18 protein-coding genes are annotated in these 20,893 nt (G+C 71.2%); 4 read left to right on the forward strand and 14 right to left on the reverse strand.

The window, feature by feature from the left end:
- Nucleotides 1-562, forward strand: a 562-nt coding sequence (locus tag ABZ342_RS17715) for a response regulator transcription factor (protein WP_360473997.1), incomplete at its 5' end; no start/stop codon positions are given.
- Here the strand turns inward: ABZ342_RS17715 and ABZ342_RS17720 are convergent.
- From ABZ342_RS17720 to ABZ342_RS17765, 10 genes are all read right to left on the reverse strand, one after another.
- A complete protein-coding gene (locus ABZ342_RS17720; protein WP_360473999.1) occupies nucleotides 559-1,311 on the reverse strand; it encodes an NPP1 family protein in 753 nt (250 codons plus the stop codon). The two genes, ABZ342_RS17715 and ABZ342_RS17720, sit on opposite strands and share 4 nt — an antisense overlap.
- A 157-nt stretch (nucleotides 1,312-1,468) precedes the next feature.
- Nucleotides 1,469-2,818 carry a rhamnulokinase family protein gene (locus ABZ342_RS17725; protein WP_360474237.1) on the reverse strand — a complete coding sequence of 450 codons (1,350 nt, stop codon included), beginning with the start codon at nucleotides 2,816-2,818 and terminating at the stop codon, nucleotides 1,469-1,471.
- 44 nt (nucleotides 2,819-2,862) lie between these two features.
- Nucleotides 2,863-4,284: an L-fucose/L-arabinose isomerase family protein gene (locus tag ABZ342_RS17730; RefSeq protein WP_360474001.1), complete on the reverse strand. Its 1,422-nt coding sequence runs from the start codon at nucleotides 4,282-4,284 to the stop codon at nucleotides 2,863-2,865.
- A 10-nt stretch (nucleotides 4,285-4,294) separates the two neighbouring features.
- Complete coding sequence (locus tag ABZ342_RS17735; protein WP_360474003.1) at nucleotides 4,295-6,313, reverse strand: bifunctional aldolase/short-chain dehydrogenase; 2,019 nt, start codon at nucleotides 6,311-6,313, stop codon at nucleotides 4,295-4,297.
- A gap of 2 nt (nucleotides 6,314-6,315) precedes the next feature.
- Nucleotides 6,316-7,491: an L-rhamnose isomerase gene (gene rhaI / locus ABZ342_RS17740; RefSeq protein ID WP_360474005.1), complete on the reverse strand. Its 1,176-nt coding sequence runs from the start codon at nucleotides 7,489-7,491 to the stop codon at nucleotides 6,316-6,318.
- The gene (locus ABZ342_RS17745) at nucleotides 7,488-7,832 is read right to left on the reverse strand and encodes an L-rhamnose mutarotase (RefSeq protein WP_360474007.1); all 345 of its coding nucleotides are present in this window, start codon (nucleotides 7,830-7,832) and stop codon (nucleotides 7,488-7,490) included. The genes rhaI and ABZ342_RS17745 overlap by 4 nt, the downstream gene beginning before the upstream one ends.
- A gap of 65 nt (nucleotides 7,833-7,897) precedes the next feature.
- A complete protein-coding gene (rhaS, locus tag ABZ342_RS17750; protein ID WP_360474009.1) occupies nucleotides 7,898-8,959 on the reverse strand; it encodes a rhamnose ABC transporter substrate-binding protein in 1,062 nt (353 codons plus the stop codon).
- A gap of 5 nt (nucleotides 8,960-8,964) precedes the next feature.
- Nucleotides 8,965-9,972, reverse strand: coding sequence for an ABC transporter permease (locus ABZ342_RS17755; RefSeq protein ID WP_360474011.1), 1,008 nt, complete (start codon nucleotides 9,970-9,972; stop codon nucleotides 8,965-8,967).
- Nucleotides 9,965-11,005, reverse strand: a complete 1,041-nt coding sequence (locus ABZ342_RS17760; RefSeq protein ID WP_360474013.1) for an ABC transporter permease — start codon at nucleotides 11,003-11,005, stop codon at nucleotides 9,965-9,967. The genes ABZ342_RS17755 and ABZ342_RS17760 overlap by 8 nt, the downstream gene beginning before the upstream one ends.
- Nucleotides 11,002-12,519, reverse strand: a complete 1,518-nt coding sequence (locus ABZ342_RS17765; RefSeq protein WP_155543874.1) for a sugar ABC transporter ATP-binding protein — start codon at nucleotides 12,517-12,519, stop codon at nucleotides 11,002-11,004. The genes ABZ342_RS17760 and ABZ342_RS17765 overlap by 4 nt, the downstream gene beginning before the upstream one ends.
- 150 nt (nucleotides 12,520-12,669) lie before the next feature.
- Between ABZ342_RS17765 and ABZ342_RS17770 the strand changes: the two genes are divergently transcribed.
- Nucleotides 12,670-13,704: a LacI family DNA-binding transcriptional regulator gene (locus tag ABZ342_RS17770; RefSeq protein ID WP_360474015.1), complete on the forward strand. Its 1,035-nt coding sequence runs from the start codon at nucleotides 12,670-12,672 to the stop codon at nucleotides 13,702-13,704.
- 30 nt (nucleotides 13,705-13,734) lie between these two features.
- On the opposite strand, the gene ABZ342_RS17775 is transcribed toward ABZ342_RS17770, so the two are convergent.
- The 4 genes from ABZ342_RS17775 to ABZ342_RS17790 are packed head-to-tail and all read right to left on the reverse strand — an operon-like array spanning nucleotide 13,735 to nucleotide 18,492.
- Nucleotides 13,735-13,974 carry a hypothetical protein gene (locus tag ABZ342_RS17775; RefSeq protein WP_155543872.1) on the reverse strand — a complete coding sequence of 80 codons (240 nt, stop codon included), beginning with the start codon at nucleotides 13,972-13,974 and terminating at the stop codon, nucleotides 13,735-13,737.
- The gene (locus ABZ342_RS17780; protein WP_360474017.1) at nucleotides 13,971-14,891 is read right to left on the reverse strand and encodes a hypothetical protein; all 921 of its coding nucleotides are present in this window, start codon (nucleotides 14,889-14,891) and stop codon (nucleotides 13,971-13,973) included. Before ABZ342_RS17780 ends, ABZ342_RS17775 begins: the two co-directional genes overlap by 4 nt.
- 2 nt (nucleotides 14,892-14,893) lie before the next feature.
- The gene (locus ABZ342_RS17785) at nucleotides 14,894-15,157 is read right to left on the reverse strand and encodes a WXG100 family type VII secretion target (protein WP_360474019.1); all 264 of its coding nucleotides are present in this window, start codon (nucleotides 15,155-15,157) and stop codon (nucleotides 14,894-14,896) included.
- Entirely contained in the window at nucleotides 15,154-18,492 is a 3,339-nt protein-coding gene (locus tag ABZ342_RS17790; RefSeq protein WP_360474021.1) for an FtsK/SpoIIIE domain-containing protein, read from the reverse strand. Before ABZ342_RS17790 ends, ABZ342_RS17785 begins: the two co-directional genes overlap by 4 nt.
- A 636-nt stretch (nucleotides 18,493-19,128) precedes the next feature.
- Here ABZ342_RS17790 and ABZ342_RS17795 point away from each other — a divergent pair.
- Nucleotides 19,129-19,719 carry a hypothetical protein gene (locus ABZ342_RS17795; protein WP_360474023.1) on the forward strand — a complete coding sequence of 197 codons (591 nt, stop codon included), beginning with the start codon at nucleotides 19,129-19,131 and terminating at the stop codon, nucleotides 19,717-19,719.
- Nucleotides 19,716-20,846 carry a glycoside hydrolase family 3 N-terminal domain-containing protein gene (locus ABZ342_RS17800; RefSeq protein WP_360474025.1) on the forward strand — a complete coding sequence of 377 codons (1,131 nt, stop codon included), beginning with the start codon at nucleotides 19,716-19,718 and terminating at the stop codon, nucleotides 20,844-20,846. The genes ABZ342_RS17795 and ABZ342_RS17800 overlap by 4 nt, the downstream gene beginning before the upstream one ends.
- Nucleotides 20,847-20,893: the final 47 nt, after the last annotated feature.

Raw genomic sequence — 20,893 nt, forward strand, 5'->3', positions numbered from 1 at the left:
GGCGGGGGGCGGGCGGCCGGGGGTGGTGGACGACTGGGGGGTGGGGGCGTCGGGCGCCCGCGGCGACGAGGTCGTCGCCGCGGCCCGGGAGCACCGGCCGGACGTCGCCCTGCTGGACATCGAGATGCCCGGGCTCGACGGGCTCGCGGCCGCGGCGGTGCTCGCCGCGCAGGTCCCGGACTGCCGCGTCGTCATGCTCACGACGTTCGGGCGCGCCGGCTACCTGCGCCGCGCGATGGACGCGGGTGCGGCCGGGTTCGTGGTGAAGGACGCCCCCGCCGACGTGCTGGCCGACGCGATCCGCCGCGTGCGGACCGGGGAGCGCGTGGTGGATCCGGCGCTGGCGGTGGCCACGCTGGCCGCGGGCGAGTCACCCCTCACCGCGCGCGAACGGGACGTCCTGATCACCGCCCGGACCGGCGCGACGGTCGCCGAGATCGCGTCCCGGCTGTATCTGTCCGAAGGCACGGTCCGCAACTACGTCTCCGCGGCGATCACCAAGACCGGCGCGCGCAACCGCGTCGAGGCGGTGCGGATCGCGGACGAACGCGGCTGGCTCTAGGCGTTCACGTCGAACGGGATCCCGCCCGGCTTCGCCTTGCCGAGGTTGCCCGCGAACTGGTCGTCCTTGATGCCGAAGGTGGCGCTGCCGAAGTTCGCCGCCACGAGCTTGTCGCGGATCCCGGACGGGTAGCCGTCCCAGCCGACGAGGGTCGGGTACTGCCAGGTGCCCTTGTGGTTCTCCGGCGGGTCGTCGTTGCCGTTGGCGGCGCGGAAGCAGTGCGTCGAACCGCCGTCCTTGTGGTAGACGACCTTCGCGTGCGTGCCCTCGAAACGCATGCTCGCGCGGTCGTGGATCGCGAAGCCGCCGTGCTGGGACGTCGCGACGTACTCGACCTGGTTGTCCTTGACCCAGACGACGACGTGCTCCCAGTCGTGGCGGTGCCCGGCGCTGCCCGGGCCGAGGGAGGCCTGGTCTTTTTCGAAGTACAGGGTGAACATCACGGCGCACCAGCCGTTGTTGCACTTCTGCCGCGAGTACGAGTTCGTGTTGTCGAGGTCCCAGGAGTCCCGGCAGTGGCCGTTGGTGTCACCGCCGAGGGAGAGTCCGGGCGCGATCGTGCCGTCCGGGCCGATGGCCGGGGTCGGGTAGCAGCCGTCCTTGTCGTAGTCGAAGGCCGGCTGGAAGGTCTTCTCGAAGTCGGTCGCGTTGCCGGGCAGGGCGCTCGGCGGATCGGCGGCGGCTGTTCCCGGGAAGCTCAGGGCCAGCGCGCAGGCGGCCGCCGCGGCGATCAGAGTTCGGTGCGCCATCGCGGCACTCCCTCGGGTCGGGTCCGGGATCCGTGCTCAGGCTCGCCGCGGGCCGCTCGGGCCCGCAACCGTGCTGCCGGGAGTGTGCCCGGAAAGGGCCGGGATGAGGAGACTTCCGCGCAGGTCTGTCCGGTGACCGGCACAGCGGACAGAACGGTCAGGACCCGAGCCGGGCCTCGGCCGCGTCCCAGTCGCCGGCGCCCGAGGGCTCGTAGCGGCGGACTTCCTGCGTCTCGCGCACCAACGCCCGCATAGCCGCCAGATCCGGGAGGTCCTCCTCCCCCAACGCACGGGCCTGCACCAGCACGTTCCCCAGCGCCGCCGCCTCGACCGGGCCCGCCAGCACCGGCACCCCGCACGCGTCCGCCGTCAGCTGGCACAACAACGAGTTCCGCGCGCCGCCGCCGACGATGTGGACCACGTCGATCGTGCGGCCGGTCAGCGAGGCCGCCTGGCGGAGCGTGCGGCGGTACGCCAGCGCCAGGCTGTCCAAGATGCACCGGACCACCTCGGCCCGCGTGCCGGGTGGGCGCTGGCCGGTCGCCCCACAGGCCGCGGCGAGCCGCGCCGGCATGTCGCCCGGTGGCAGGAACCCGGGCGCGTCGATGTCCACCACCGCCGCCAACGCGGGCGAGGCGGCCGCCGCCGTGAGCAGGCCGGAAAGGTCCGAAGTGGACCACGTCCGCAGCGTCTCGGACAGCACCCAGAGGCCCATCACGTTGCGCAGGAAGCGAATGGTGCCGTCGACACCGCCTTCGTTGGTGAAGTTCGCGGCCAGCGCCGCGTCGCTCAACTCCGGCGCGGGCAGTTCCAGGCCCGCCAGTGACCACGTCCCCGAGGAGATGTAGGCGAAGTTCGTCCCCGGCGACGCGGGCACGGCGACCACCGCGGAGGCCGTGTCGTGCGAGCCGACGGCGACCACGGGTACGCCGGACAGTTCGCGGGCCTGGCCCACGACCGTGCCCGGGTCCCGCAACGGCGGGAGCAGCCGGGGCGGGATCCCGACCCGCGACGCCAGCGAAAGAGCCCAGGTCCGCGCGCGCACGTCGTAGAGCTGCGTGGTCGACGCGTTCGTCCGCTCAGCCCCGATCTCGCCCGTGAGCCAGTAGTTCAGCAGGTCCGGAATGAGCAGCATGGTCGCCGCCGCGTCGAGCCGGTCGCCTTCGGCCACCAGCTGGTACAGCGTGTTGAACGGCAGCTGCTGCAACCCGGTGACGTCGTAGAGCTCCCGGTCGGGCACCGGCACGGTGATCCCGTCGGTCCGCGAGTCGCGGTAGTGGACGGGGTTGCCGAGCAGCGCGCCCCGCTCGTCCAGGAGCCCGTAGTCGACCGCCCACGAGTCGATCCCGACGCCGTCCACGCGACCGGCTTCGCGGATCCCGGCGAGGGTCTCGCGGTAGAGACCCAGGATGTCCCAGTACAGCACCGGCCCCGCCCGGACCCCGCCGTTGGCGAACCTCCGTACTTCGGACACCTCCAAGACCGACGGCCCGACGGTCCCGGCCATCACCCGCCCGCTGGACGCGCCGAGGTCGACGGCCGCGACTCGCCTCACGGACGCACCACGGTCAGGTCCAGCCCGAGCAGGTCCGCGACGGCCGTCAGCTCGGCGACCCGGTGGCCGGTGCCGAGCGCCCAGTGGTGGGCGATGCCGCTGGCCGACCACGCGTCGGTCCACTCCCCCGGGTCACACCCGAAGTCGACGCGGGACGTGGTGTTCCCGATCCGCAGCAGCGGCCCGGGCACGACCGTGCCCTCGGACGCGATGAGCGTGAACGTCCCGTCGCGCGCCTGCCCGAGCCCGCAGAGCGTCACCGGCCCGGGCTTGACGTCGAACTCCACCGACACGCCCCAGCCCCGCTTGCCGTGGTAGACGCCGAGGCCGCGCAGCAGCGGCTTGCGCGCGCTGATGCCGAGGTGGGCCGGCCCGTCGTGGCCCATCTCGACGACGTTGTCGCGGAAGTTCAGCGCCTGCAGCTCGGTGAACGAGCCGCCCGCGCCGAGCCGGTCCATGATCAGCATGGCCAGGGACGTCCGCAGCTCGTACTCGCCGACCGCCGGGACGCCGCGGGCGGTGAGCAGCGACGCGCCGAGGATGAACCCGGCGCCGACGCGCTCGTGTGTCTCGCCGTCGAGACCCCGGTGGTAGTAGGCCAGCGAGTCGAGCGAGAAGTCCTCCACCAGCCGGTCGAGCGCCACCGAAACCCGCGCGCCCCAGGCGAAGTCTTCGTCCACCACGGACTCGTCCACCGTGAAAACGTCACAGGCCAGGGCGACCCGGGCAGCGGTCTCGTCGTCGGTGACCTTCTCGACGCGCACCCGCAGGTCGTCGACCTCCAGGATCTCGACGTGCCCGCCGAGCTGGCCCGAGACGAGCGTCGGGTCGGTCGAGACGTCCATCATGCCCGGGTAGAGGTGCCCGAGCAGACCGTGCCGCCCGTGCCGCAGCGCCGCGCGGACGCCCGCCGCCTTGATCCACCGCTCGATCCGCGTCCACGCCCGCGGGTCCTCGAGGTAGCCGGACACCGACCGGAACTCGACGCCGACGCGGCGGAACGTGTTGGCCATCTCCGGCAGCGGGCAGGCCCCGCAGTAGGCCAGCCACGCGCCGGTGTCGAAGGACTCGTGGTCCATCGCCTCGGTCGGCTGCAGGTTGAGCAGCAGTACCGGCGCGCCCGAACGCTGCGCGACCGGCGCCAGCATGCTGGACGTCAGGTACGTCGTGAGGAACCCGACGATCAGGTCGCACCCGGCCACCCGCAGCTTCTCCGCCGCGGCCGCACCTTCGGTCGCGTCGGAGACGAACCCGGCGTCGACGACCTCGCAGTCCATTTCGGACAGTCGGTCGGCGACGCGCCGGGCCGAAGCTTCCAGCTGCGGCAGCAGCGAAGGGAACTGCGGCCAGTACGCGCCGAGCCCGCCCGAGACGAGCCCGACGCGGGTCTTGCGCGGCGTGATGCGGTCGAGGGTCATCGGAACTCCTTCAGCGCAGGAACGCGGCGGCCACCCCGGCGTCCACCGGCACGTGCAGGCCGGTGGTGTGGGTGAGGTCGCCGCCGGTCAGGGCGAACACGGCGGCCGCGACGTGCTCGGGCAGCACCTCGCGCTTGAGGATGGTCCGCTGGGCGTAGAACTCACCGAGCTTCGCCTCCTCCACGCCGTAGACGGCGGCCCGCTGGGCGCCCCAGCCGCCGGCGAAGATGCCGGAGCCCTGGACGACGCCGTCGGGGTTGACGCCGTTGACGCGGATGCCGTGGGCGCCCAGTTCGGCGGCCAGCAGCCGGACCTGGTGGGCCTGGTCGGCCTTGGCCGCGCCGTAGGCGACGTTGTTCGGACCGGCGAACACCGAGTTCTTCGACGAGATGTACACGATGTCGCCGCCGATGCCTTGGTCGATCATCGCCTTCGCCGCGGCGCGCGCGACCAGGAACGAGCCCTTGGCCATCACGTCGTGCTGCAGGTCCCAGTCGCGTTCGGTCGTCTCCAGGAGCGGCTTCGAGATGGACAGCCCGGCGTTGTTGACGACCAGGTCGATCCCGCCGAAGGCGAGCACGGTGGCGTCCACCGCGGCCTGCACGGCGGCCGCGTCGGTGACGTCGGCGGTCACCGCGACACCGCCGATCTCCGCGGCGACTTCACCCGCGGCGTCGCCGTTCAGGTCGGCGATCGCGACGCAGGCACCCTCGGCGGCGAGCCGCACCGCGATGGCCTTGCCGATGCCCGACCCCGCCCCGGTCACCAGCGCGATCCGCCCGGCGAGGGGCTTCGGCTTCGGCATCCGCTGCAGCTTCGCCTCTTCCAGCGCCCAGTACTCGATCCGGAATTTTTCACTTTCCGGGATCGGCGCATAAGAAGACACCGCTTCGGCGCCCCGCATCACGTTGATGGCGTTGACGTAGAACTCTCCCGCCACGCGCGCGGTCTGCTTGTCCTTGCCGAAGGAGAACATCCCGACGCCGGGGACGAGCACGATCGCCGGGTCGGCACCGCGCATCGCGGGCGAATCCGGCGTCGCGTGCCGCTCGTAGTAGGCGCGGTACTCGTCGCGGTACTCGGCGTGCAGCTCCTTCAGCCGCGCGACGACGTCGTCCAGGGGCGCGGTCGCCGGGAGGTCCACGACCAGGGGCCGGACCTTGGTGCGCAGGAAGTGGTCCGGGCACGACGTCCCCAGCGCGGCCAGAGGCTGCAGCTTCTCCCGCGAGAGGAACTCCAGCACGACATCGCTGTCGGTGTAGTGGCCGACCTGACGCTGATCGGTCGAGGCCAGCCCGCGGATCACCGGCGCCAGGGCCGCCGCACGCGCGTGCCGCTCGCCGTCCGGGAGCGCTTCGAAGCCGGGGACGACCGGCCCGAACGGCTCGGCGGCCCCACGGTCGGCCAGGAACCGCTCGGCCGTGCGGATGATCTCCAGGGAGTTCCGCTCGCACTCTTCCGAGGTCGCGCCCCACGCCGTGATGCCGTGGCCGCCGAGGATCACGCCGATGGCCTGCGGGTTCGCGGCCTTGACCGCGGCGATGTCGAGGCCGAGCTGGAAGCCGGGCCGCCGCCAGTCCACCCAAGCGACGCGGTCGCCGAAGCACTCCTTCGTCAGCGCGGCACCGTCGGCCGCGGTGGCCAGGGCGATGCCGGAGTCCGGGTGCAGGTGGTCCACGTGCGGGGCCTCGACCAGGCCGTGCATGGCGGTGTCGATCGACGGCGCCGCGCCGCCGCGTCCGTGCAGGCAGTAGTCGAACGCCGCGACCATCTCGTCCTCGCGCTCGACACCCGGGTAGACGTCCACCAGCGAGCGCAGCCGGTCGAGCCGCAGCACGGCGAGCCCGGACTCCTTGAGCGTGCCGAGGTCGCCGCCGGATCCCTTGACCCACAGCACCTCCGTCGGCGCGCCGGTCACCGGGTCGGTCACCGAACCCTTGGCCGAGGTGTTGCCGCCGGCGTAGTTGGTGTTGCGCGGGTCGGCCCCGAGCGCGTTGCTGCGCGCGATGAGCTGCTCCGGCACCGTCATGCTCATGCTCCCCATCCGGCCTGCGTGCCGCCGGCGCGCTCGGCCACGATCTGCTCCTGGTACCCGCTGCGGTGGTATGCCGCGACGGGGTCCGGGTCGAGCCCGGAGTCCTCGCGCAGCTCGGCCAGCAGCGGCCGGACGTCGGTGTTGTAGGCGTCCATCAGCACGGCGTTGGCCGCGAGGACGTCACCCGCCTGCTGGGCGGTGCGCAGCGCCGGGCGGTCGACGAGCAGTGCCTTGGCCGTCGCCTCCTGGACGTTCATCACCGACCGGATGATCGCCGGGATCTTGGCCTCGATGTTGTGGCACTGGTCGAGCATGAACGCGATCCCGTACGCCGGGTCGAGGGCGCCGCCGCGGACGATCTCGTACATGATCCGGAACAGCTGGAACGGGTCCGCCGCCCCGACCATCAGGTCGTCGTCGGCGTAGAAGCGCGAGTTGAAGTCGAACGCGCCGAGCTTCCCCGCACGCAGCAGGAACGCCACGATGAACTCGATGTTCGTGCCGGGGGCGTGGTGGCCGGTGTCGATGCACACCGTCGCCTTCTCCCCCAGCTCGATGCAGTGCGCGTAGGACGTGCCCCAGTCCGGGACGTCGGTGGCGTAGAAGGCGGGCTCGAAGAGCTTGTACTCCAGCAGCATCCGCTGGTGGTCGCCCAGCCGGTCGTAGGTCTCCTTCAACGCCTCGGCCAGCCGGTCCTGCCGGTCGCGGATGTCGTCCTGGCCCGGGTAGTTGATGCCGTCGGAGAACCACAGCTTGAGGTCCCGCGAGCCCGTCGCGTCCATGATGGAGATGGCCTCGAGGAGGTGGTCGGTCGCCTTGCGGCGGATCCCGGCGTCAGGGTTGGTGACCGAGCCGAGCTTGTAGTCCTCGTCCTGGAAGACGTTGGTGTTGATCGCGCCGATCTCGACACCGGCGTCCCGCGCGTAGGCCGTCAGTGCGCCGTAGTCGTCGACGCGGTCCCACGGGATGTGCAGCGCGACGACCGGGGCGACCCCGGTGAACCGGTGCACGGTCGCGGCGTCGGCGATCTTCTCTTCGGGTGTCCGCGGGACACCGGGTTGCGGGAACACCTTGAACCGGGTGCCCGAGTTCGCGTACGCCCACGACGGCGTTTCGATGCGCTGGGCCCGCAGGGCCTGTTTCACGGCCGTCAAGTCGCCCACGGCGATCACTGTCCTTCCGCGACGGTGGGTGGTTCGAGGTGGAAGACCTCTTCGAGGAGCTGAAAGCCTTCGTCGGGCGGGCCGCCATCGAGGCCGGTGAAGAACTCCGCCATCTCCGCCTGCCAGCGGGTGTTGACCTCGGTCTTCGCCATCGCGGCCTGCGCGGCGTCGAGGTCGTCGGCTTCGACGTAGCCGATCAGCAGGCCGTCTTCGCGCAGGAAGAGCGAGTAGTTGCGCCAGCCGGTGTCGAGCAGGGCCTGCCGCATCTCGGGCCACACCGCCCGGTGCCGCTGCGCGTACTCGGCCTTCCGGTCCGGCTTCACCCGCAGGCAGAAGCAGTATCGGGGCACTGTCCGTCCTTAGTGGACTCCGTGGCCGGACCGGGGCGGCGATCCGGTCCGGCCGCGGAAAACCGTCAGAAGTTGAACTTGTCGATGTTGTTCGCGTCGAACGTCGTCGGCGGGCCGAGGACGATCTCACCGCTCGCGCCGATCTTGTAGTCGCCGAGCTTGCCCGCCTTGAACGTTTCACCTTCCTTGCCGCTGATCTGGCCCGACTTGAGGGCGACACCCGCGTAGGCGGCGAGGTAGCCGATGTCGGCCGGGTTCCACAGCGCGAACTGCTTGACGGTGCCGTCCTTGACGAAGGCGCGCATCTGGTTCGGCGTGCCGAGCCCGGTCACCGCGACCTTGCCCTTGTAGCTGGACGAGCTGACGTAGCGCGCCGCGGCCGCGATGCCCACCGTCGTCGGCGAGACGATCACCTTGAGGTTCGGGAACGACTGCAGCAGGCCCTGGGCCTCCTGGAACGACTTCTGGTCGTCGTCGTTGCCGTAGGCGACCTTGTCCAGCTTGATGTTCGCGTACTCCGGCTTGGCCAGTTCCTTCTTCAGAACCTCGATCCACGCGTTCTGGTTGGTCGCGTTCGGCGTCGCGGACAGGACCGCGATCTCGCCGGAGCCGCCGGAGAGGTCCTTGGCCTGCTTGGCCAGTGCCTCGCCGATGCCCTGGGTGGTGGCCTGGTTGATGAAGACGTCGCGGCAGTCCTTGGCGGCGTCGGAGTCGAACGCGACGACCTTGATGCCGGCGCTGCGGGCCTGGTTGAGCGACGGGCACACGGCGTTCGGGTCGTTCGCGGCGATGCCGATGACGTCCTGCTGCTGCTGGATCAGCGTGTTGATGTAGCTGACCTGCGACGACGCGCTCGCGTCGTTCGGCCCGACGAGCTTGTACTCGCCCTTCAGCTCACCGAGGGCCGCCTTGCCGCCGCTGACCTCGATGTCGCTGTAGGGGTTGTTGAGCTGCTTGGGCAGGAAGGCCATCTTGACGCCTTCCTTGGCCGCGGCGCCGGGGTTCGCCGTGGCCGTGGACTGCTGCGCGCCGGAGCCGCCGCTGTCGTCCTTGGTGGTGCCGCCGCAGGCGGCCAGCACGAGCACCAGCCCGGCCGACACTGCGCCGGTGAGGAACCGTCGGGACATCTTCGTCACCTTTCTGGGGATACCGGAGCAGTCGCTCGACTCCGGCGCCGGAGCGCCGTACGGGCCGAGGACACGATGTTGGGCAGCAGGACCGACACGATGAGGAGCACGCCGGTCACGATGTTGAGCGCCTCGTTCGAGACGTCCTGCAGGCGCAGGGCGTTCTGCAGGGACGCCAGCAGGACCACTCCGGCGAGCACGCCGGGCAGCGTGCCCTTGCCGCCGAAGATGGACACGCCGCCGAGCAGCACGGCGGCCACGACGGCCAGCTCGAGGCCGAAGCCGTTGTCGGCGCGGGCGCTGGAGTAGCGCAGGGTCCACAGGATCCCGGCGAGCCCGGCGACGGCGCCGCTCACGACGTACAGCCAGAACTTGAGCCGTCCGGTGCGGATCCCGGCGAACCGGGCCGCCTGCTCGCCCGCGCCGGCCGCGAAGACGCCGCGCCCGATCGGGGTCGCGTGCAGCACGACCCCGAAGATCAGGGCCACCACGAGCAGCGGGACGAGCACGTTCGGGATCGGGCCGTCGCCGATCGTGCCGGTGACCCAGCCGGTGTAGGCCCGCGGGAAGTCGGCGACCGCGCCGTCGCCGAGCACGACGAACGCGAGCCCGCGGTACAGCGCGAGCGTGCCGATCGTGACGGCCAGCGACGGCAGCTTCAACACGGTGACGAAGAAGCCGTTCAGCGCGCCGAGGACCGCGCCGAGCGCGATGCAGAGCGGGATGATCGTCTCGATCGAGAGGCCCGCGTCCCACAGCGAGCCCATCACCGCCGACGTCAGCCCGAGCGTGCTCGCCACCGACAGGTCGATTTCGCCGGTCACGATGATGAACGTCATCGGCAGCGCGACCAGGGCGATCGGCAGCAGGTCGAGCAGCAGGAACGTGAAGTTGCGGCTGGTGCCGAAGTTCTCGACGGCACCCGAGGCGACGATCAGCACGATGACCGTCACCAGGACGACGGCGGCGTCCCAGCTGAGCAGCCGGCCGAACCGGCTCCCTTGGTCAGACATGGGAATCCCTCTTCTTCAGTGCTTTCGCGACCCGGACCGCGACCAGCCGGTCGGCCCCGATGGCCAGCAGGATCAGCGCGCCGACGATCGCCTGCTGCCAGAACTGGTTGATGTCGAGCACGGCCAGTGCGCTGCCGATGACCGTCAGCAGCAAGGCGCCGAGGCCCGCGCCCCAGACCGAGCCGCTGCCGCCGAACACCGCGACGCCGCCGACGACGGCCGCGGCGACCACGTTCAGCTCGTAGCCGGTGCCGGCGGCCGCGTCCACGGTGCCGAACCGGGCGGCGAACAGGACCCCGGCCAGGCCGGCCAGCGCACCGCTGACCAGGAACGCCGCGGTGGTGTTGCGGCCGACCCGGATGCCGGCCAGCTGCGCCGCCTGCGGGCTCGACCCCATCGCGTACAGCTCGCGCCCGGCCGGGTAGCTCCGCAGCACGATCCCGGCGACGACCAGGACCAGCAGCGCGATGAGCACCAGCCACGGCACGCCGAGCACCGACGCGGTGCCGAAGTCCAGGAAGGACGCCGGCAGCTTGTCGGCATTGATCTGCTGGCCACCCGCCCAGAAGAAGCTGACGCCGCGGAAGGCGTAGAGCGTGCCCAACGTGACGACCAGCGCGGGCACCTGGCCGAAGCGCACCAGCGAGCCGTTCACCAGCCCGCAGACCGCGCCGACGCCGAGGCCGACCAGCAGCGCGACGATCACCGGCAGGCCCGGGTTGTCGCGCATCAGCGAGCCGACGGCGAAGGCGGAGAGGCCGAGCACCGAGCCGACGGAGAGGTCGATGTTGCGGGTGATCATCACGATCGCCTGCCCGACGGCGAGCACCGCCAGGATCGCGGTCCCCAGCAGGATGTCGCGGATGCTCTGCCCGGACAGGAACCGGGAGTTCTGCGTCGCGGTGAACGCCACCAGGACGATCAGGGCGAGGACGATGCCGGACTCGCGGGCCTTGAACGCGTTCGCGGCCCACGACTGTCGCGTGTGGACGGCCGGTTCCCCGGTCACGGGGGCCTCCTTGGTGACGGTCATGCGGCGGCTCCCTGGCCCATCGCGGCGAACATGACGGCGTCTTCGGTCGCGTCGGCGCGCGGGAGCTCGGCGACGAGCCGGCCCTCGCGCATCACGAGCACCCGGTCGGCCATGCCGAGCACCTCCGGCAGCTCGGAGGAGACCATGACGATCGCGACGCCTTCGGCCGCGAGCGCCGACATCAGCCGGTGCACCTCGGCCTTCGTGCCGACGTCGATCCCGCGCGTCGGCTCGTCCACGATCAGCACCTTCGGCGCCATCGCGAGCCACTTGGCCAGCACGACCTTCTGCTGGTTGCCGCCCGAGAGCGTGCCGACGGGATCGCCGAGCCGGCGGTACTTGGTGCGCAGGCGCTCGGTCCAGTGCCGGGCCTCCTGCCGCTCGCTCGCCCCGGTCAGGAAGCCGAGCTTGGACAGGGCGCGGGACCGCGGCAGCGTCACGTTGCGCTCGATCGAGAGGTCCATGATCAGGCCCTGCTGACGCCGGTCTTCGGGGACCAGCGCCATCCCGGCGGCCATCGCGGCCCGCGACGAGTGCGCCTTGAGCTTCTTGCCGCCGATCTTCACGACCCCGGCGTCCCGTTCGTCCACTCCGAACACGGCTTGGACCACTTCGGAACGTCCGGACCCGACGAGCCCGGCGAACGCGACGATCTCCCCCGCGCGCACCGAGAAGGAGATGTCGCGGAAGACGCCTTCGCGGGCCAGGCCCTCCACCTCGAGGACGACCGCGCCGGGCTCGACGTCCTGTTTGGGGAACAGCGCGTCGAGGTCGCGCCCGACCATGCGCTTGACCATGTCGTCGACCGTGACGTCTTCGACGAGGTCGGTGGAGACGTGCTTGCCGTCGCGCATGATCGTGACGCGCTGGCAGAGCTCGGTGATCTCCTCGAAGCGGTGCGAGATGAACATGATCGCCGCGCCTTCTTCGCGCAACGCCCGTGCGACGCCGAACAGCCGGTCGACCTCGACGCGGCTCAGCGCGGCGGTCGGCTCGTCCATCACCAGCACGCGGGCGTCGGCGCTGAGCGCCTTGGCGATCTCCACGATCTGCTGGTCGGCGATCGACAGCCCGCGGGCCGGGCGGGCCGGGTCGATCCGGACGCCGAGGCGGGCGAAGAGCCGCTCGGCCTCGGCGCGGATCGCGGCCCGGTCGATGCGGCCGAGTCCCTTGCGCGGGTGGCGGCCCATCACGATGTTCTCCGCGACCGAAAGGTCCGGGAACAGCGTCGGTTCCTGGTAGATCACCGCGATGCCGGCGGCCTTCGCGTCGGCCGGCGAGCCGAACTCGACCGGCCGCCCGTCGAGCAGCAGCGTGCCGTCGTCAGGCTTGTGGACCCCGGCGAGCATCTTCACGATCGTCGACTTGCCGGCGCCGTTCTCGCCGACGAGGGCGTGGGCTTCGCCGGGGTACAGGCCGAAGCTCACCCCGGCGACCGCCGCGACCGCGCCGAACGACTTCGTCACGCCGCGCACCTCCAGCAGAGGCGGTCGGTCCGAGTCCTGCCGCGTCATCGCGACCTCCGGATTGAAAGGTTTCACAAATCTGGTGCGGTGACGCTACTATGCGAGCGAAGACCAAGTCAATGAATCCACCGAACCGTGGCCGAACGTCGTCAAGGCCGGACTGGTGGTGGCGATGTTACGTTTCAATGAGGGGGTTCCATGACGGTCCAGGAGTCCGGTGCCGAGCCGAAGTCGGCGGGCATGAAGGACGTCGCCGCGGCCGCGGGCGTCTCCCTCGGCACGGTGTCCAACGTGCTCAACCGGCCCGACCGCGTCAGCCCCGCCACCCGCGCGAAGGTCGAGACCGCGATGGCCGAGCTGCGGTTCGTCCGCAACGAGTCCGCGCGGCAGCTGCGGGCCGGGCGCAGCCGCGTGCTGGCGTACGTGATGCTCGACGGCAGCAACCCGTTCTTCACCGACGTCGCGGCCGGCATGGAAGACGCCGCGGACGCGGGCGACCTCTCGCTGTTCCTCTGCAACAGCGCCCACCAGCCCGCGCGCGAAGCGGCCTACCTCGGCCGCCTCGAACAGCAGCGGGTGCAGGGCATCCTCATCACGCCGGTCGACCCGGACGCCCCGCTGCTCGGCGAGATCGCGCACCGCGGGACGCCGGTGGTGGTCGTCGACCGGACCCCGGGCGGCACGACGCACTGCTCGGTCGCGGTCGACGACGTCTACGGCGGCGAGATCGCCGTGCGGCACCTGATCGAGCAGGGCCACGACCGCATCGCGTTCATCGGCAACCACACGACGGTCGGCCAGGTCCGCGACCGCCGGCTGGGCGCGTTGAAGGCGCTGCACGAGGCCGGGCTCGGCCCGGACCACCTGGTCGACCTGACGACGACGGCCCTGACGGTGGCGGACGGCCGCGGTGCGGGCGAACGCCTGGCGGGCCTCCCGGCGTCGATCCGCCCGACGGCGGCGTTCTGCGCCAACGACCTGGTGGCCCTGGGCCTGTTGCAGACGTGCGCGAACCTCCGCATGCGCGTCCCGGAGGACATGGCGATCGTGGGGTACGACGACATCGAGTTCGCGGCGGCGGCCGCGGTCCCGCTGACCTCGGTCCGCCAGCCCCGGCGCCGGCTCGGCCGGACGGCGGCCGAGCTGCTGCTGGCGGAGTCCGAACCGGACCACGAGCACCGGCAGGTCGTGTTCACCCCGGAGCTGGTGGTGCGCGCCTCGACTCTGCGCTGAGAGCCAACCAGCGCAGGTCGCCGCGAAGAATCAGGGAGCCAACGACTCCCCCGCGCCGCGCAGGGCCTGTTCGGCGCGCGCGAGCGCGCTCTCCGCGTCACGCAATGCGTTCAGCACCGCCGCGCTGTCTTGGTCGAGCGTCGCGAGGACCTCCCGTTCGAAGCGCTCGGCGTGGGGGTCACGCCAGGTCGCCATGAGCGAGCGCGCCGAGGCCCGGAACGTCCGGTGGTCGCGTTCGACCGCCGTGATCACCGCGGCCAGGAAGTTCACGGTTCCTCCGCCACATCGGCGGGCAGGACGTCGAGTCCCGCCTGCTTGGCCAGCCAGATGCGGTGGTACCCGTTGCGGACGGTGTACCGCCCGTCCGCGCTCCGGGAGAGCTTCACCGACGTGTCGCCGAAGAACGCTTCGTACACCCGCACGTAGGACGCCGGCGCACCGCCGAGGCCGGTGCGCACGTCCCGTTCGCGCATCGCCTCGAGACCCTCCCCGCCCCGCACCGCCGGGATGATCTCGGTCTGGAGCCGCAGCAAGCCGTCGCGCATCACCCGCATGCTCACCTTCTGGAAGTCGGCCGCGCTCCGCACCGACGAGTCGGAGTCGTCGATCAGGTCGAGGGGGACGAGCACGTGCCCGCCCGGGCCGAGCGGCGGCAGTGTGGCCGTGCGAGGAGGGGCCACGCCCCGCATCGCCGGACCGGAAACCCCGCCGGCGGCGGCCGGCACGCCGATCGGAGCCGGTGTCCGGCCGAGACACCGCGACACCGCCGTGTCGAACGCGGAGACCGCCCGGTCGACGGCCTGCCAGAACACCAGCAGCCGCGATCGTCCCTGCTCGGTGGTGCGTACCGCCGCGAGCAACCGGGGACCGGACCGCGCGCGCAGGTCCGCGACCGTCTGCTCGATCCGGCGACGCTGCTCCAGGCCGGTGTCGCGGTTCGTGGTCGCCTCCTCGACCTCACGCTGGGCCGCCGCCAGGGCGGCACCGTCCTCGGGATCGACCGCGGCGAGCCGGGCCCGGGCCGCCCGCAGTTTCCCCTCGAGCCGCGACACCGCGGCGTCGGCCGCTCGCGAGAGGTCGGCGCAGGCACGGTCGACGGCGTTCCGGTTCCGACCCAGCTCGCCGCCGTAGCGAAGCAGCGCGGCGGCGACCGGCGGCAACTCATCGGGATCCCCTTCGAACCGCATGGTCACCGATTCAGCAGGCGAGCCTGCGCCGCGAGCGTCTTCAGCGCCTGCGCGAGCTGTTCCAGCTCACGAGCGTCCTGGTCCAGTCGTTTGGCGATCTGGTCCGCCGCCGCCCGCGCCTTGTCGGCGGCACTTCCGTGGAACCGGTTGATGTTCCGCAGGGAGCTTCGGACCCGGTTGGCCTCCTGCTGGACGTGCTCGCGCGACTGGCCGAGCAGGTGCGCCGCGCGGTCGACTTCGTCCGGGTCGAACCCCTGGTAGCTCATCGGGTCTCCGTCCGCGCGGCCGCGGCGTCGGCCGCCGCCGCACGCCAGGTCTCGTCGGGTCGCGGGAACAGCCGCAGCGTTTCGGTCCGGTCGTCGTCCGGCTCGTGCAGGATCACGTAGTGCTCGCCGAGCTTCCCGGCCGCTCCGGTGCCCACCAGCCGCTGGGACGCGTCGACCGAACACTGGCCGACGACCCGGGCGCCGAACTGGCCCAGCCCGGCGTGCCCCAGGCGCCGGTCGACCGCCTCCACCGACTCGGTCAGCACAACCGTGTGTATTCCGTAGTCCGGGCCCTCCGCGAGGATGGTCAGCAAGTTCTCGCGAGGCGAACCCTCTTCGCTGTAGGTGTTCTCGTCCCCGAGAACCCGCGCCCGCTGCAGCGCGTTGAGCACGACGATGGTCCGCTCACCGCTGCGCTCTTCCTCGAGCCGCCGCCGCACCTCGGCCGCCAGGTCGGCCAGCGCGCCGGCGATCTTCCCGTGGCCCACGCACGTCGCGTTGTCCCCGATCTCGAGCACGTGCCGCAGCTTCTCGTGCTCCTCGTCGTCCTGACCGAGGCTCTCCAACCCGACGATCCGCAACGGATCGGCGGTGGACAGTCGCGCGGTGGCCAGGGCCACGGCCAGCGCGCCGACCGCGTGGCCCGCGTCCCGGTGCACGATCAGCAGGTTCGCCCCGCCCGCACGTCGCAGCCCGACCCCACCCGACCCCTTGATCGCCACGGGGAGGCCGAGGTGCAGCCAGAGCCGCTTCCCGTCGACCCGCGCCGTGCCGTCGACCAAGCTCTTGACCTGCTCGTCCTGGCTCACCTCCACCGGCTTGGTGCCGTCGAAGACCCGGGGCGTCCTGGTGAAGCCGTCGCGGATCGCCGCCACCCGGGCCTCGGCGATGGCCGCATCCCGCGCCGCGTCCTCCGTGTGCGCGACCTGGAACTCGACGTTGCTCTCGGGCCGGCCGCCGCCGTCGTTGAAGATCGCCTGACCCGGCCGGGTCAGGCGCGCCCCGGCCGCGTTCTCGTCGCTGAGGAACAAGCGCGAGTCCGTCTCGCTGGTCTTGAGCACGATCCGGACGGCGATCTGGTCGAGGGTTCCGCGCAGCAAGCCCATCGCGCCGTGCCCGCGCAGGGTCTGCGTGCCCAGGACCGTGTGCACGCCGAACGCGCGTCCCTGCCGCACGACGTGGTCGAGCAGCTGCGCGCATTCGTGGGCGATCCGGTCGTCCTCGGCGAACAGCACCTGGAACTCGTCGACCACGACGACGATCCGCGGCAACGGCTTTCCCGTGCGTTCGCGGTATTCGGTGAGACCGTCGGAGCCGGCGCCCTGCGGGCCCCTCAGCAGTTCGGCGCGCCGATCGATCTCGGCGCGCAGGTCGCGCAGGACCGACAGGCCGAAGTCGCGCTCGCTCTGGACGGCGACGACGCGCGCGTGCGGTAGCGCACCGTCGGCGTAGGGCTGGAATTCGACACCCTGCTTGAAGTCCAGCAGGTACAACTCGAGCTCGCGCGGGTCGTACCGGCGGATCGCGTTGACGATCAGTGTGTGGAACAACGTCGACTTGCCCGACCCCGGCAGGCCGCCGACCAGCACGTTCTGGGAGAGCTTGTGGCCGAGCCGCAGGTCGAGGACCTCGCGGCGGCCCTGCAGGCCCAGCGGGATGTCGACGCTCTTGGTCGTCTCGGCGCCGGTGCCCGGCTCGACCAGCGTGGCCGCGTCGATCTTGACCTCGGCCGCCGATTCGGTGGCCGCCGCGTAGCCTGCGACGATAGCGTTGGCCGCCTCGGGCGTGAACGACAGGGGAACGCACGGCACGCAGCGCACCGTCTCCCCGAGTTCCAAGGTCGCGTGCATCCGTCCTTCACCGCCCAGGACGAAAGCGTGCGGCCGGAGGGGCTGTGCGTTCATCCACGGCGCCGACGCCGGCGCGCCGCCCCGGTTCATCATCACCGGGTAGTGCCCGGGACCGTTGTCGAGCCAATAGCTGCCGGACTGCGCCTCGTCGGTGACCACGAGCACGGCGATGCCGAGGCGGGCGCCGCCCTCCACGATCTGGCGCAGCCGCTGGGCGGAGTCCTCGGAGAACGCCTGCGGGTAACCGGTCACCACGACCACGTGGTTCGGTTCGGCCAGCTGACCCGCCGCGGCGTTGTAGGCGTCGAGATCGGGAAACGTGTCCTTGAGCGCCCGCTGTTCCAGCTGCGCCATCCGGTCGCTGACCCGGCGCAGCGCGGCGGCGATGTCATCCGGCTCGGACCAGACGGCGTCACCGATGAGCTGCTTGCCGGTCTCGAGCAGTGACAGCAACGGCCCGGCGCTCTGGCCGCGGCCACGCGGATCGATCCAGGTCAGTGTCAGCCGCCCCGGGAGCGCCCTCGACATCTGGTCGAGCACGATCCCCGTCACGGCGCGGCAGGCTTGCTCGTACGGCATGTCCTTCTGGTCCGCCAGGAACACGATGCTCTGGTACACGTGGTCGACGTACGGCAGCCGGGCCCAGGCCTCGTCCGGCAACGGGTCGAACGTCCAGAGGTGGTGCGGAACGCGACGATCACCCAGTTCGGCGGCCACGACCGGGTCCGTCCGCCGGTAGGTGTCGAACTGCCGGACCGCTTCGGGCCACAACGCCGAGTGCCGGGCGACCGGGGACGTGAACGGACGGGCGAGTGGCCGCAGGGCACCGACCTCGTCCGTCCGCACGCTTTTCGCACGCTCTACGGCGATTCGCGCCGCCTCGACGTGTTCGTCCCAATGCCTCACCAACGACTCGGCTTCCTCCGCGATCAGCGAGGCGGGGTTGCCGATGATGAGCTTCTTCCACAGTGGACTGCGATGGTAATCGTTCCGGATGAGGATCAGGCTCTGCATCCCCTCAGTGCTGATTCCCAGCGAGGACAGCAGGCCCCCACTGCGGCCGAGCGAACCCTGCGGGAGTTCTTCACGCAAGATCGCCGCCCCCTCGCGCAGCTGCCGGTGGTTCGTCTCGGCCCGGCTGACCGCCGCCGCGAGCTCGTCCTCGGTCTGCGCGATCGCCACGAGAACGGAGTTGGGATCGGCGCCGTTGATGTCGCGGCCACCTTGGCTGCCTGCCCGCTTCTCGAGCAGCGGCCACACCGCATCGGGCGCGTTCAGCGCGATCGCCGACAGCAGCAACGAAAGCAGGTCGCCCACGTAGGTCCCGGTTTCCCGAGCCTGGCCGAGTTCGACGACGAACGGGCCGAGCTGCTCCGACGCCTCCAGCACCGACGGGGCTACTTCACGAACCCCGACCTCGGCCAGTTCCCGGCGGAGTCCGTCCGTCGAATCCGCTTCCGGCGTCCCCCGCAGATGCGGACTCACCCTGATCAAAAAGCACAACGCGAGGAGCAGAAACGAATTCCGATCGTCAAGCAGACCCTCGGACGACGCCAAACGAAGACGGAACTGGCGCGAAAGTCGTTCTTCGTCGTTGTCGCCCACCGACCGCAGCCGAGTGATCGCTCCGGCCAGTTCGTCGAGGACGAGCTCGGTCGTTTCCTCGGGCAGGAACGGAGAAACCCCCTGAGGCACGGCTGGGTCGCCGGAGCCGGTTCCGACACGGGCGATCGTGCTGATTTCCACGGGCAGAACCCCTCGACGCTCGACGGTGAATCACTCTGCCCAGACTGTTCGCACGATCACCGACCGGTGTTACGGATTCACCCGGGATAGTTGTTTTCCACGAAACCGGGACCGAGGAAAACGACCAACCCCGGGGATTTGCTGCAACATTTCTCGCGACGGATCCGATAGTGACACCGCGCGACCGGGTCCGGTCGCCGTGAGGCGAGGTGTGCGATGCAGTTCTGTTCCCGTTGTCACCGCCGGACTTCCGGCGTCGCGTGTTCGTGTTCGGAATCGAACGTGGCGGGAACCGCTGTCACGCGAGTACGGCCGCGGACCTCGGATGTCGCGCAACGAGCCGCTGCGCGGCGGTCCAACCGGACCGTCGCGTTGGTGGGAGTCTCGGTCGCCGCGGTGGTCGGGCTCGTGATCGCCGTTTCGGTGTCGGCGAACCCCGGACGCGGCAGCTCCTCGTCCGGTTACAACGCGGCCAGCGCGGGCAGCGCCGGGCGCGCCGGCTCCGGCTCGGGCGGCTACCAGCCGACCTACCAGACCTACGCTGGCTCGCCGACCACGGAAACCTCAGTGGCTCCGACCTTCTCGGGCGACGCACTGGAGCAGCTCCGGCAGTATGCGAACGCGGACCTCTCGTCGGTCCGGGCCACGTTGGAGGACCACTGGGTCGCGCAGCTGAGCTCCAAGAAGGTCGGGATGCCGGCGGACGGGATCGTCTACGACGCGCCCGCGATCCTGCAGGATCACCTCACCCTCAGGAACCGCTACGCCTCGGTCCGGCTCATCTGGACCCAGGATTGGCGGAGCTTCAAATACCCGGACTTCTGGGTCACCGTGCAGGACCAGGCGTTCGCGACCGCCGACGACGCGAACGCGTGGTGTGACGGCCAGGGCCTGCCGAAGGACGATTGCTACGCGAAGCGGCTGCGGTCCACCGGCGGCTACGAGGGGAACACGAAGGTCCGATGACGCGGACCAGGCTCCTGCTCGCGGCCGCGGTCGTGGGCGGACTTTTCGCGGCCGCCATCTCCGACCCTGCGGCCGGTCCGGACTCCGGCGGCGGGGCCTCGGCGCCGGAAGCCGCCGGCGCGGGCAAGACCAGAACGTGCGAAGCGGTCGTGGCCGCACTCCCGGTGCGTCGTCTGCTCGCGCAGTTGCTTGTCGTCGGGGTGGACGCCGGCGATGTCGAGACCACCGCTCGGCTGGTGCGCACCGAGCAGGTCGGGGGGATCTTCCTCGGCGGCAACGCCACGGCGATGCTCCGCGACGACGCCGTGGCCCGGATCCAAGCCGGCGCGGAGCTGCCGGTCTCGGTCGCCGTCGACGACGAAGGGGGCCGCGTCCAGCGAATCGACGCGCTCGACGGCGAGCTGCCGAGTGCGCGAGCCGTCGCCGCGACCTCGACCCCGCGCCAGGTCCACGACCTCGGCGTCCGGCGGGCCCACGCGCTGCGGGCACGAGGTGTGACCGTCGACTACGCACCGGTGCTCGACGTCAGTGAACAACCGGATCACGCCGTCATCGGTGACCGGTCCTACAGCGCCGACCCGAGAACCGTTACCACCTACGCCTACGCGTTCGCGGCGGGCTTGCGCGAGGGTGGGGTGACGCCGGTCTTCAAGCACTTCCCGGGACACGGTCACGCTCGCGGCGATTCGCACCGGGTGCTGCCGGAGACCCCGCCGCTCGACCGGCTCACGACCACCGACCTGGTCCCCTACGACGGCCTCGCGGCGTTCGGCGCCGCCGGCGTCATGGTCGGTCACCTGTCGGTCCCGGGACTCACCGCCGGAAGACCCGCTTCGCTCAGCCCCGAGGCCTACCGGCTGCTCCGGACCACTTACCACTTCGCCGGTCCGGCGGTCACCGACGACCTCGGTGCCATGCGGGCGATCACCGTCGACCATCCCTTGCCCGAGGCGGCACTGCTGGCGCTCCAAGCGGGTGCCGACCAGGTCCTGTGGTCGTCCGGCGGGCACGTCGAGGACGTCCTGAACCGGCTGCGGGCCGCGCTGGGATCCGGTGAGCTGAGCGCCGGCCGCGTGCGGGAAGCCGCACTCCGGGTGCTTCCGGCCAAAGGGGCATGTCGAGCCTGACGCGGACCGCGAAACGCTCCCGGGTGGTGCGCGCCTCGACTCTGCGC

This window comes from Amycolatopsis sp. NPDC005961, assembly GCF_040629235.1.
GTDB lineage: Bacteria > Actinomycetota > Actinomycetes > Mycobacteriales > Pseudonocardiaceae > Amycolatopsis > Amycolatopsis camponoti.